Below are 13,565 nucleotides of genomic sequence, written 5' to 3'. Positions count from 1 at the left end.
AAGAATAAAGTTGGAAACTAAAAGAGACAAAATAAAAAATAGAGTTGGAAACTGATTAACATATGTAGTTTTATGTTTATAAAATATATTCATCACAAAAATCTTTGTGTGTTAATGATTATATAATCTCAGAATATTAAATTTAGGCTTTGAATGAGTTTATCCTTCAGAGCCTTTATTTTTTGCTTTTTGTTTGGGTAATATTTCCATGAATAAAAAGTATTTTACTCAATCATAATAAGTAAAAAAATTAGAAAAATTTAAATTTAATTGATAATTATACTAAATTAGTTGTATATAAAGAGAAGGAAGAAGGGTGAGATGTAGTATGAAATATTATGAATTAATTAATACAGTATATTTAGTAAAAGATTTACCATATGATGAGACAAACAGAAAGATTGGGCAATTTATAAATAAGGCATTGCTATATGATGAGGATTTAAAAGACTGGCATAAAGTAAATTGTTATAAATTCTATGTCTATAATTCTTTATATCCGATTGAATCAGGAAAAATATATAAAGCTGGTAAAACATATGTTTTTAGGATACGAAGTTTAAGTAAAGAATTTCTTGCTAAGATTGAGAAGATACTTCCAGTGGTTACTGATGATTGCATAAAGATCCTTTCGGTTCAGCAAAGAGATATTCACCAACGACACATTATTGGTCTACGTACAATAACGCCGGCCATAGCAACGATAGATGGAAACTATTGGAGACAACGACATGATGTATTAAAATTGATTGAGCAAATACAATTGAATCTTTTAAAGAAATATAAAAGCTATTATGGAGAAGATCTCATTATAAATAATAATTTCATTAAGTATATAGAATTTGATAATCATACGCCTATAGCTTTAAAGTATAAGGATATGACCCTGATAGGAAATAAATTTCACTTAATTATTAATAACGATGCGGTATCTCAAAAATTAGCTTTTATTGCGCTAGCAGCAGGAATCCTGGAAAAAAACTCGAGTAATGGGATGGGCTTTTGCCTTCCAATATACGCATAAATCGGAGAGGGGTTATGATTTTTGCTATATGATCTTATTTGCATTTTTGAAAACGCCTATAAAAACCATGGGGATAGTATTATTCTAAATGTATACAGATTTAAAAGAGGTATATACATTAGAATTAATCAAGATTATTCTCAGGAACGATTAATCATTGATTCAATGGCAGAACCCTCGGAATTATTGGATTGGTTTAAGCGGGCCGACTATTATAGTAGTTTAATAAGTACGCAGAAAGCTGTAGACAAAAATAAAAAGATTCATAGTAATAATTATTTTTCGCTATTTATTAAGAAAGATACAGTTTTCGGGACAGTTAAGAAAAAGGCATTAACACGACTAGAAATTAAAGAGATCGTCGATAACTACTTTAATATCTTAGAAAGTAATAAGCAGGGTGTTAAAGGGAAATTAGTAGATGAGCTATTAAGTCAAATACCGGTTGATGTTGATACTATCATCTTAAATAGATTTAGAGAATATCTACTAAAAAATCTCGATAATATTATAAATGATCTTCAATCAATAGAGAAGAGCTTTGAAGGTTATATTAAATTGTTTTTTTATGTAGATATGGAAAAATACAAGCAGGAGTATAATCGTTATCTTATTCCAAGAGTATTCAATACTAACAAATATAATATAAAAATTGATGGTGATATTTATGGTGTTTCTAATAACAATATATCAATGAATTCTAAAAAGCCGTACCTTGAATTAAAAACAATGAAATGTAAAGCACCTTATAAAATCCGGTTTGATGACGCAATAATCCATAAGAAATTTTTCGATTGGCTGAAATTTCAGAAAAATAGAGTGGGATATATCCCAATGGATTTTGATTTTAGTATGCCACTCTTAAAATTTGCTGATATAAGTAACGGCAGCTATTATTATTTGAATACAATGGTTAAGAATGATGAAGTTATTATTACCGATTATGAGTATTTTCCAAATTTTAAGCAAACTATTAATTTGAAAGTAAAAGATTATTTAAATATTATACAAGATGATAACCAAACGGTGACATACAACCTTAATACCTTAAAAGATTTAGAAAAAGAAATTGATAATGAATATTTTGAAGGTAATCTGAGAAAGGCGTATTTTTCCGATATTAAAACGGGGAATATTAACAAAAAAGTACTTGAACTGTTGCTACTATCAAAGGATGCCTTTTATAGCTTTTTTAGAAAAAATAATCCCTATCTAATACAATCTATTTTTAAATTTATTAGTAAAGAGATTATAAAGCAAAAAATATTGGACTATGACCGGTTTGCTGCAAAACAGATTTATAATCTTATGATAACGATTAGTCAATACATTGGCTTAGGAGATAGAGATTCAATGGGTGATAATATAGAAAAATTGTATAACAGCATAAGTGATAAAATTAGTACTAAAGACTTTGCAAAATGCAGCTCGGATGAAGAATACTTTTTTTTATGCGGTCAGCTCCTCTACTTTATTTCATCTAAAAGCAAATCGGACAAAAGTGACTACCGTATGCTGGAGCAGTTTATGAATTTAAAAAATATTAATAATCTTAATAGAGAACTAGTATCTATTTTAAATCGTTATAAATATGCAATATCAAGTAAAGATAAAAGATTTAAGCAGGCATTTAGTATGATTATGGGATATAGTGCTTCTGAAGAGTTGAGTCATATGGAAGATATATTCTTAGCCGGCTTTTTATCAAAAAACTTAATATATAAAGATTACAAGATGAAAGAAGCGATAGTATATGAAGATGCGGAATAGAGTATATGGTATCATTGGCATAAAGAGTAGTATGTCCAATTGGAATGCAGATTTTACTGGCCGACCGAAGACACTTGGAAATGGAGAAATATATGGAAGCGATAAAGCAGTGAAATACCCAATGAGACAGTTATGGAGAAATCAAGGAGATAAAGTTTTTTCCATTAGGACATTTAAACAAACTGAAGAGAAAGATAATAATTCAATAAAGAAACTGCACCCTAAGAGTCTTTCTGAAAGGTATACAGAGCTATTCAATGAGGATGCTCGGAGGCAGTCAACAACAACAGTGTTGAAAAACTTATTTTCTACAGTTGATATAATGAATTTTGGAGTGACTTTCGCTGAGGCCGGTCAGAACATTTCTATAACAGGGTCAGTACAAATAATGCAAGGAATCAATAAATATAAAAATAGTCAAATAATTGTGGGAGATATTATGTGTCCTTTTAGAAATTCTAAGTCTGATGAAGCGGAGGCTACTACACTTGGAACAACAGTTTTAACGGATGAAGCGCATTACTTCTATTCATTTGTAGTTAACCCTGGAAATTACGAAGATTATATAGGATTAATTGAAGGTTTTGAAGGATATACAACGGACGCATATGAAAAATTCAAGACTGCATCACGCATATCGGCTACCGTATATAATTCAGTTAGTAAGGTAGGATGCGAAAACGAATTTGCGTTGTTTGTGGAATGTAAATGCGGAGAAGATGCTTACTTACCTGAGTTAGCGCAATTCGTGCTTTTTAGTAAAGGAGAAGAAAAGTGCTGTATTGATATAACAAATCTTTCGTTTTTAAACCAAAATAAAATAAGAAGTGCTATAGAGCAAGTAGAAATTTACTATAATCCTTATACAACAGAGATTAAAGAATCTATTCAAGCAAAAAAATATAACATATTTACAAAGGAAGAATATCGTGAAAGCACTTATGTTTGAATTGAGCGGGAGAACTGCTTTTTTTAGGAAACCGGATGTTAATTCATATATAAATTTTACATATAACCATATTCACAAAATTGCATTGCTCGGATTGTTAGGGACGATTATAGGGCTAGGAGGTTATAATAAGCAGTATAAGTATAGAATGGGCAATAGAAATGATGTCTATCCGGAATTCTACCAGCAGCTCAAGGATTTAAAAGTTTCGATAATTCCTTTATGTACCAATGGAGTATTTCAAAAAAGTAATCATGTTTTTTGTAATACTACAGGGTTTGCAAGTAAAGAGAACGGAGGGACTTTAGTTATACGAGAGCAATGGCTTGAAAAGCCTGCGTGGAAAATATTTATTTTAGATGATGGATCAATAGATAGAATCGTTTTTGATATATTAGTAAAAAATATCATGTGCATGCAATGTAAGTATATTCCTTATCTTGGGAAAAAGAATCATTTAGCAATAATAAAAGAATGCAGTATTGTCGAGCTCGACGAAGTACATGATGCAAAATTTATTTATTCAATGTTTCCAAGATTTAATTATGACATAAAACATCAAGATGGGAAAACGCATGACGGAGGTATACCATATGTGTTTCGAGAATATTTGCCATTACGGTTGAGAAAAGAGGATAATGCTTATGAATATCAGGAATTTATATATACAAACGTAGAAGTCTGCTATCTTCAAAAATTATACAGTGTATATACTTATAAGAATTGTTCAATAGCTTTTTATTAAATATTTTGCCAAATAGAATATTATTAATCAGTTTTTCCAGCTTGCTATCAAATAGAAGAAGGTGGATACTTGAAAATACCATGGTGTAAAGCTATGCAATAAATACTTGGACTTAGAGCACTTTGGTTGGAAAAAAGTTTCACAAATATAGGGTTACACTATTTCTCTATAGGACTAAGTAAAGAGTATTGCTAACTCTCTTAGTTTAACCAGGACATATAATGTATTTAAATGAGTAGTGGCAGGTGTAGCATTGGTATCATTACCTGTTTAACCAGGACATATAATGTATTTAAATTAGGGCAATAAACAAAGCTAACCTGCTCCCTAATTGTTTAACCGTAAACGCTTCATAGTAAGTACCTTTTCTTTAAGTATTATATTTGAGATAATGCTCTCATGAACTATTCAGTCAAAAAAGTTTAGTACTAAACTTTTTTGACTCTAGGGAAGGAGAACATATGAAGACTCAAACAAGTTTAGTGGCAGAGCAGATTCGTATACAAAAATGGTCGGAGCAAATTAAAGATTGTCAGGCTCGACCGGCTGGAATGAAAGTTGATACCTGGTGCGAACAGAATGGTATAACAAAAGCAGCATACTATTTTAGGCTACGACGTGTGCGCGAGGCGTGTTTAGCCCATGCTCAGAATAATGAGTCGCACTTTGTGGAATTGCCTGTACCAACAAACTCAAAACCTGTACATTCATGCCCAAGCGAAAAAACGCTGGCATCTGACACTGTTGCAATACTACATGGAACAAATGATATATCGATTGAATTACTTTCTACTGCATCAACTGAGTTTATTAGTACTCTTATCGGAGCTATCGCTCATGTTAAATGATGGAAACGGATTCAAGAAAATTTATCTGGCAACAGGGTATACCGATCTCCGCAGGGGTATTGAGGGATTAGCCGCCATCATTCGCTTTCAATTTCATCTCGATCCTTATGACACAAACACGTTATTCTTATTCTGTGGAAGACGGTGTGACCGTATCAAAGCGGTCTTATGGGAAGGTGATGGCTTTTTGCTGCTGTATAAGAGACTTAATACAGGTGCCTTTAGTTGGCCAAGATCTGCAGATGAGGCGATTGAAATATCAGAGGAACAGTACCGAATGTTAATGCAAGGGCTAGAGATTGTTGCAAAACGTCCGATTACAGAATTAAAGGATCCACCAAAGGCTATGTAGTTTTTGTGCATTTCGTAGAATTTAAAATTCTTGAAAAGCTGAAATCTGAAAATACTTTTCTATTATCCACACACTGCAATTCTGACCGTGAATTGTTAAGGCCAATTATATAAGAATTATCGGTTTGTGTGGATAACCATTCTAAGATGTCAAAGATTTTTGACCTTTTAGAAAGGTTATCCACCGTCAAAATGACGGAAGGCTAACGAACACAGATTAGCGTAATTACGCTGTATCTGCTATAATTAAGTCCAATAAAAGGAGTTCTTGATTATGGCATTTAAATATACAGAAGAACAATTGAATACAATGGACAAGTCGCTCCTTGTCTCGATGTTTCTTGGTCTGCAAGAACAAATGGATGCGCTTACTCAGGAGACGCACGCTCTTAATGAGAAGATGCAGCTCATGATGGAACAGCTAGTTCTTGCTACCAACCATCGTTTTGGCAGATCCACCGAGAAGATGGAGGATGTTGCTCAGATCCGCTTTATGGAAGTCGATGGGACCATCGTATTCTTTAACGAAGCAGAGGCAGTCTGTGATCTGGATGTGCCGGAACCTGAGGAGCTAGAACAAAGCCCCTCAAAGAAGACAAAGCAGTCCGGAAAGAAAGAAAAAGATTTAGCAGGTCTTCCAACGAACAGAATCAATCATTACATGACAGAGGAAGAATTGACTGCTGAATTCGGTGAAAAAGGCTGGAAACAGCTTCCGGATGTGATTACCAAACGGTATAAGTTTGTCCCTGCAAAGGTAGAAGTCGATGAGCACCATATTGGAGTCTATGCAAGCAAATCAGATGAGCATATGGTAAAAGCAGCGTATCCGAAGGGACTGCTTCATGGTAGTCCGGTATCTCCTTCACTTGGGGCAGCTATCATGAATGGCAAGTATGTGAATGCAGTTCCTCTTTATCGTTTGGAAAAAGAGTTTGAACGTTATGGACTGGCAATTACCCGTCAGAATATGGCGAACTGGATGATCCGTCTTGGAGAAGAATACCTTGGAATCATGTATGATCATCTTCACAAGCTACTCTATGATTATCATGTCATCCAGGCAGATGAAACTCCGGTTCTCGTTAATCGTGACGGTCGACCGGCAGGAAGTAAGAGCTACATGTGGGTATACCGTTCAGGTTTCATGTATAGAGCCAGGCAGATCGTGTTGTATGAATACCAGAAAACGAGGAATGCATCACATCCAAGGACATTCCTAAAGGATTATTCTGGTATCTGCGTAACAGATGGATATCAGGTCTACCACACTGTAGAAAAACAACTTGAGGATCTGACGATTGCTGGGTGCTGGGTTCACGCAAGACGGCGTCTTGATGAAGCACAGAAAGTGATTTCGGAGCCTGCAAGGAAAGAATCCATGGCATATCTGCTCATGAAACAGATCCAGGCCATATATCGTGAAGAAGGCAAGTTAAAGGACCTTACTTCTGAGGAACGACTTAAGCAACGCCAGGTTATAATTAAGCCCATGGTGGATGCTCTATTTGTGTACATCAAACAGCATGAATGTGAAGTCCCGGGAAAAGGAAAACTTCGCGAAGGATTCAATTACTTAATAAATCAGGAACGCTATCTTAAAGTATTTTTAACTGATGGTGATGTTCCAATGGATAACAATGCAAGTGAACGAGCCATTCGTGGCTTCTGTATAGGAAAAAAGAATTGGCAAGTTATCGATACGATAAGAGGAGCAACCAGTTCTGCTATCATCTATAGTATTGCTGAAACTGCAAAGGCGAATAACTTAAAGCCTTATGAATATTTTGAATATCTGTTAACAGAGATTCCAAAACATATGGAAGATACAGATAAATCATTTTTGAATGATCTGCTTCCATGGTCAGATAAGCTTCCGAAAAACATCAAAAAGTCAGAACAATAAAATCAAATGGCTATGAATAATGGTCTAACATTTGTCAAGGTACCGAGAATGGAGCGTTTACGTTTAACCAGGACATACTGTATTTAATTCTACATGGTACTCGAGAAGGAGAAACAATGCTAGGCCATTTTTTAGAAATATATCCTAATGAGATTTTTTATAGTATTTGTGTAAGATATCATAACTTAACCGGTCAAAAAAATTATCAAGGGACAGCTAAGGAACTGTTTGATAAAAAGCATAGTGGTAGAGGACTATTTTTCCCAAGTAATATCAGTGTATTTACAGATGTAATGAATCAAAGCATGGGGAAGAACTGTATGAACGCAATTGATATTATCAATAATAATACAATTTTTCCTCTGATTAAACCCTTCATTTCTAAACAGCAAAAAATTAGATTGATGTCCAGTCTACTGTCAGGTATACCTAAAATTTGCGGAATTGCAGATTTACTTGCTATACCAGAAAATGATAAAGGAGTCATAAAGTTTTGTAATAAATGTATGAAAAAATTTTTGAAAGAAAGGGAAGAAGGGTATCTAAACAGATTACATCAGGTGCCGGGAAACGATTTCTGTTTAATACACAATAATGTTTTAAGTAGATATGAGAAAAGCAATAAAAGCGGTAAAATAATTAATATACTGAATATTGATTGTGATTCACATGTTCCTGAGAAAGTTAGTAAATCATTACAGGAAGAAAAGAGAAATTTTTCCGTCGATATTGAATACATTATGACTAATAAATTAAGAGATGAGAGTATTGAAATAATACGAAAAAGATATATAGAGCGCTTGGCAGAATTAGGATTTTATAAGATATTTGAGTTTATGGATTATAAGCGATTATATGATGTGTACATAAATTTCTTTTCTAAAGAATTTTTGAATGACATAGGTTTCTATGATAGTGACAAAGACTACAACTCATGGGTCCAAGATATTCCATTTATAAAAAAACAATCAAGTCCCATTAGACACTTACTGTTTATTAGACTGCTATTTGGAAGTGCAAAAGCATTTTTTGAAGATCTCAGTCTATAAAATCATAGCTCAGTTTATGCGGTTGAGTTTGTAAAGGGTATTATTGGCTTTAACATCAACCGCATTATAGAGTTACTTGTTAATCATTATATACTTAGCTTATCAAATTCTAAAGGATTTTTAATAATATCTTTATCTTCTAAATACTTTCCGATTTCTTGAGGAGATTCGGTGACATCGATAGGAATACCAACTAATCCCTCGGAATAATTCTGTTTTTCAGTAGTTTCAATAGCTTTTGGAGTATTTTTGCTATTGTCTGATGGAATAGTTTGCGTTTCTGAACCTGCTAATGTAAAAGCTTCTCGTAATAAAATACTGATATTTGTATCACATCCTAGTTTCTCAACAACGTTCTTTGCAACTTTCTCGCTTTTTTTTCGTTCTGTTCCGGATTGAACGAGCCATAAAGAAATTTGAGCAACGATAGAAGAAACTTTTTTTTCTTTCGTATCTACTTTTTCATCTTTTTTGGATTCTTTGCTATCGTTTAGTGAGTTTGAACTTCTCTTTATACATTTGTTTTTGTAGCTTTCTAGGTAGATGTCGGGAATATATAAATCGGGATACTTAGATAATTTATTATTACCGGAACGAAGTAAATTTAGTGCAGGACTAATTAATGTCAAACTGTCTCTGGCAACTGAAGTTATTGCCTTACGGCTCATTTTTTCTTCTCCGGTCGTAATAACACGCCATTGCGCTAAAATGAATAGTTTAACAGCAACATCCGGTATTCCTTGACTTTCTTCATATAAAATATCACTAAATTCTGGAGTGAGAGAGGTTTCAATCCTATTCCACTGATATCTCCAAAGTTCTCTAACAAATGTATCCCATTCATTATCTTTTTCCATTCGTGCCCATATCGGTATGATTTCGCCTGTTCCTCTGCGACCGTTCTTAAAAACTTCACTAATTGTACCAGTTGCTTCCGGAGTCCCTATCAACACAACCGGCATTCCAATCTTGTTTACTAGATTGACAAAGAAGTTTAGTAGTTCGTTTGCTCCACCAGTTCTTAGTAAGCTTAGATTTTGAATTTCATCTATTACAAGAATACCCATTGAATGAAGAATAGAAACATGACTCATTGCAGGAAGCATTGCATTAGCTGCTCTACCTGACCCATACTTACGACAGTAATCAGTTTGAATTAAGGAATCTACCGTTTGGAAAAAATCTAAACATAAGCCCTTTGTGCTTCCATCATGAGGACAATCGAGCTTGATCCATACAATTTGCTTTTTGAATAACTGTCGATCTTTATAATTGGAATGCGTGATAATTTGAGGGTATTGAAGAAGTACTTTTTCTATTGCTGTTGTTTTTCCCATTCCGCTTAGACCAATTAAGGTGAACCCTGTAGAGGTAGATCTATTTGGGCAGAGGTCTAAGACATAATTTATATCTTTTCTTCTGACAGCCTCTGAACTAATATTTAATAACTTAGTATATTCTTTTGTTAACGGATTTCGGTGCTTTGCTATATAGCCATGACGTATAATTCTAGAAATTGCTTGTTCAATTTCAATATGTTTATTGAGTGGCTCAACAAAATCCCTAATACGTTCTACACAGTGTAGTCGGAGATAGGATGGAAGCTCTTTTTCCTTAACATCAAAGAAAGGTTGATATCTTATTTTAGATATAGCTTCTTCAGGAGATAATATTGGAGGTAGAGCCTCTATCATGGGATTGTTTGAATAGTGTATCAAAAGTTGTTTTTTATATTCAGCATCAACAGTGTCGCCAATAAGAGTATTATTAAAGCTGGTATTTTCATCATGTGCTCTCATGGGTTTTCCTCCTCGTAGCGAATATAGCTTTTTGGAGCAAGATAGTCATCTTCATTCTCCAAATCGTCAGATAAGATATTACTAGTATCAGGAAGCTCAAAAGCTTCTTCTTTTGCAAGTCTTTGCCTCTCATCAGCTGTTGCTTCTCTGATACCTTTTATTGTCTTTCTACCAGAAATGCTTTTTTCTTGCTTTGCTGCTTCGGTGTTAGATATACCGGTATTGATAGTATCGGTATTTAATGCATCAAGTTCTGCCTTTTTTTGAAGTTCTGTATATTCATCAAAGTATGCATTTTTCTTTTCATTATTAACGTACTCATCTACTTCTTCCAGATAAGCATTTTTATACATATAAGATGATTCAAGAAGATAACATTTTTCGTAGTCCCTTCCATTATCAAGTCTAATGTATGCATATTTCATATTTCTAGGGTCATATGATATAGGAATTTTCCAAGAGTTATTAGATCTAGCTTTTTGAAACCAGTGGTCTCTTTTTGCTGTTTCACAAGTATAAAAATATTTTCCAAGCTTGATTCCCCTAAAGGTAACAGTTGCAGAATTACTTGGTAAGAGATTAAGCTTTATAATATCTTCATGGTATTTCTTCAATTTTCCTGTCCGATTTTTCATTCCCCAGTTCCATAACTCTAATGGAATCGGTTTTATGCGGTCTGAAATTAGGAACTCATTCTTCTTATACCATTTCATGCGATGTACGTTGTTGTAGAATAAAACACATCGTATAACAACAGTAGTTAATTCCTTTAGTGTTAGTGCAGCACCTAGACGATAATCTTTCTCGCCACGTTCTCTATATTTCTTTTTTACTGCACCGGGTAACCATAGAAGAACTCCAAGATCAAGCCTTCTGAAAACACATTCAACAATTCCTTTCCAGTCTGCTCTATAGGGTGGTAATATTTCAACATCGACGCCAAGTGTATCAATTAGATTATTTGCGTTATCACTTAGAAACTCAAATCTATCCGCTGTAATTAGCTCCGGCAAATACTCGCACGGCCAATCTTTTTGTTGAATATTGATTCCATATTCTTTACAATATTCAACTTTGTTCCGTGCGGCATTCTCCAATGCCATCATGGCTCCTACCCAGCTAGGACCTTCTAAGCCTATGTATAAGCCTGCTATTAGTCTACTAAAAACATCAATAAGGACATATATAACTGCTCTTTTTATAACTTTTGTCCGATCCAGACTATTAACCATATATACTGATGCGATTGTAGAGTCGATTTGAAATCGGCTGCCGGGTCCAAACGCTTGCACTGTCGAGTCGCCGAGGACCTCACGATGGCGGAGAGCATAACCTTTTTCTCCTTCACGAGCAGCAATTATTGCTTGAATATCGGTATCCTTTTTTACCCAGTACACAAATTGTTCAAAAGTAGGTAAACTATCAAAGGGTTTTAATATTGGTACCTCAACTCCGTCGCAAAGCTTGTAGCCAAGTATATATTGACTAAATATCATTTTTTCATAGACATGTAGTAAAGGCCGTTTCTCTGTAGATTTATAGAAATTTTCTATTGCTTTTTTAAATTCCATTCTATCCTTTAATGTTATATTGATTCCCGTTTTCTTATTATCATCCCTTTTTCTTTCGCGTCCTCTTTTCGTTCCTTCAGTTGGTTTTTCCTTTCCTTTATTGCCGCAATGTTCATAGTCAGGCAATAAGCAATTTTTTGATAAGCCACCTTGCCAATACTTTCTTAAATATAGATAAATATATTTTTTTGATGTTTGATATTTTTCAAAAGCCTGTTTTATAAGTTTTCCTCTTGTTTTTTCATAATAGATGTCAGGCACACGTATTACACAATCTTTGATAATTTTCCAGTTTTTATCCCGTATTTGTTTGTATTTTTCCGGTAGTAAATCGTCATTCGTGATAAGTTTATCTTTATAGTGAAAATTAATTATTCTTATGGTACATTCTTGTACCAGTGTTTCAATCTCCACAAAGCTACGTTCTTTTGGTAAAGCCTTTGGATTATTAATTTCAATAACGATCACAAGTTTGTCTACAGGATTAACCCATAGAACTCGTTCTAATTTCATATCGGTATTTCCATCAATAGGGTCCCATTGGATAACGCTATTTATTGCTAATATGTCTTGCATGAATAATCACCTCGTTTTCATTTTATAGAGCTTGTTAATGTCTAGCTTTAGTAAGTTTAATTGAGTTATAGGAGTGATAGGTTGATGCATATCTACTTGCCATATTTTATTTGCAATAAGAAATCTAACAATAAACATACCGGTGCCGGAAGACATACCGTATTCATCGCTAATTGTTGAGGCAATTTTAGCAATCTCTTTGTTGTTCTGAAGTATTGCTCGTCGCATAGATTCTTCGATGTGGATTATCTTATCAATATCTAATTCAGGGACACCATCTAAACTTTTTGCTTTGCGAACCCAAATAATATTCCCTATAAATACCTTATCAATATTTTTTTCGGTGATGATCCCCCAATCTATTCCATGCCTTTCATAATAAATACGTTCTATTTCAAGTTTTTCACGGGTTCTTTTCTTAAGTAAATCTTTCTCATATTTTACTGTTCTTGCGATAGTTTTGGTTTTATCATCTACCTGAATTTCAATCAAAAAATCGGTGGTAATAGGTACGATAACTTTTGTTTTTGGAGCCGCTGGATGTTTAACACCAATTTCATGAGCAATTTGAATAGTTTCATCCATATTTAAAATTGCATATTGTTCCTTGATATCCTTTATAACATCTTCGTACCATTCTAAAGTCATATAGTAAAAAGACTCCAGTCTTGAAAGCATGTGATGTTGTCTTTGTGTTTGAATATTATAAGTGCGCAAAGAAGTTCCTCTTGAAGGAATTTCCGGCACCTTGATCCATGGAATATACTCCTTGCCATCTTTGAGGCAGCGTCCTTCTTTAATTCTTTTTTGAATGGATTCAGTACTTGTGATATGTCGATATCTAGCCATATAGAACACCTCATCAATCTAATCTTATATTTTGATGTTAATCATTTCCTTTATCTTAATCAATTATTCAAAAAATAAGCAAATTAATAAGTATATCCTAAATTTTTTTATCTTATACATCATTTATA

The 13,565-nt window shown here is 33.7% G+C and carries 11 protein-coding genes; 8 read left to right on the top strand and 3 right to left on the bottom strand.

Annotation, left to right across the window (positions count from 1 at the left end; translation table 11 throughout):
• The first annotated feature begins 328 nt into the window (after nucleotides 1-328).
• The 8 genes from QKW49_RS09890 to QKW49_RS09855 all read left to right on the top strand — a co-directional run bounded on the left by QKW49_RS09890 (nucleotide 329) and on the right by QKW49_RS09855 (nucleotide 8,642).
• On the top strand, nucleotides 329-1,024 hold the full coding sequence (locus QKW49_RS09890; protein WP_282867378.1) for a CRISPR-associated endoribonuclease Cas6: 696 nt from the start codon (nucleotides 329-331) through the stop codon (nucleotides 1,022-1,024).
• A gap of 21 nt (nucleotides 1,025-1,045) precedes the next feature.
• On the top strand, nucleotides 1,046-2,794 hold the full coding sequence (locus QKW49_RS09885; RefSeq protein WP_282867377.1) for a hypothetical protein: 1,749 nt from the start codon (nucleotides 1,046-1,048) through the stop codon (nucleotides 2,792-2,794).
• Nucleotides 2,778-3,743 (top strand): type I CRISPR-associated protein Cas7, encoded by a 966-nt coding sequence (locus QKW49_RS09880; RefSeq protein WP_349239103.1) that lies wholly within the window; start codon nucleotides 2,778-2,780, stop codon nucleotides 3,741-3,743. The genes QKW49_RS09885 and QKW49_RS09880 overlap by 17 nt, the downstream gene beginning before the upstream one ends.
• Nucleotides 3,724-4,488: a type I-B CRISPR-associated protein Cas5b gene (cas5b, locus tag QKW49_RS09875; protein ID WP_282867376.1), complete on the top strand. Its 765-nt coding sequence runs from the start codon at nucleotides 3,724-3,726 to the stop codon at nucleotides 4,486-4,488. Before QKW49_RS09880 ends, cas5b begins: the two co-directional genes overlap by 20 nt.
• Nucleotides 4,489-4,949: 461 nt before the next feature.
• Nucleotides 4,950-5,336 (top strand): IS66 family insertion sequence element accessory protein TnpB, encoded by a 387-nt coding sequence (locus QKW49_RS09870; RefSeq protein WP_282864258.1) that lies wholly within the window; start codon nucleotides 4,950-4,952, stop codon nucleotides 5,334-5,336.
• A complete protein-coding gene (tnpB, locus tag QKW49_RS09865) occupies nucleotides 5,326-5,688 on the top strand; it encodes an IS66 family insertion sequence element accessory protein TnpB (RefSeq protein ID WP_282864257.1) in 363 nt (120 codons plus the stop codon). The genes QKW49_RS09870 and tnpB overlap by 11 nt, the downstream gene beginning before the upstream one ends.
• Nucleotides 5,689-5,961: 273 nt before the next feature.
• Nucleotides 5,962-7,593, top strand: coding sequence for an IS66 family transposase (locus QKW49_RS09860; RefSeq protein ID WP_282864256.1), 1,632 nt, complete (start codon nucleotides 5,962-5,964; stop codon nucleotides 7,591-7,593).
• Between the two features lie 116 nt (nucleotides 7,594-7,709).
• Nucleotides 7,710-8,642 (top strand): TnsD family Tn7-like transposition protein, encoded by a 933-nt coding sequence (locus QKW49_RS09855; RefSeq protein WP_282867375.1) that lies wholly within the window; start codon nucleotides 7,710-7,712, stop codon nucleotides 8,640-8,642.
• A gap of 86 nt (nucleotides 8,643-8,728) precedes the next feature.
• Here QKW49_RS09855 and QKW49_RS09850 read toward each other — a convergent pair whose 3' ends face one another.
• Genes QKW49_RS09850 through QKW49_RS09840 form a run of 3 tightly spaced genes read right to left on the bottom strand, consistent with a single transcriptional unit; the run spans nucleotide 8,729 to nucleotide 13,437 of the window.
• A complete protein-coding gene (locus tag QKW49_RS09850; protein ID WP_282867374.1) occupies nucleotides 8,729-10,441 on the bottom strand; it encodes an ATP-binding protein in 1,713 nt (570 codons plus the stop codon).
• Complete coding sequence (locus tag QKW49_RS09845) at nucleotides 10,438-12,588, bottom strand: Mu transposase C-terminal domain-containing protein (protein WP_282867373.1); 2,151 nt, start codon at nucleotides 12,586-12,588, stop codon at nucleotides 10,438-10,440. Before QKW49_RS09845 ends, QKW49_RS09850 begins: the two co-directional genes overlap by 4 nt.
• Before the next feature lie 6 nt (nucleotides 12,589-12,594).
• Entirely contained in the window at nucleotides 12,595-13,437 is an 843-nt protein-coding gene (locus QKW49_RS09840) for a TnsA endonuclease N-terminal domain-containing protein (protein WP_282867372.1), read from the bottom strand.
• Nucleotides 13,438-13,565: the final 128 nt, after the last annotated feature.

It is taken from the genome of Petroclostridium sp. X23, assembly GCF_030013905.1.
Lineage (GTDB): Bacteria > Bacillota > Clostridia > SK-Y3 > SK-Y3 > X23.
The sequence above is the reverse complement of the archived record's forward strand: the minus strand, read 5'-3'. Positions and strand labels throughout refer to the sequence as shown.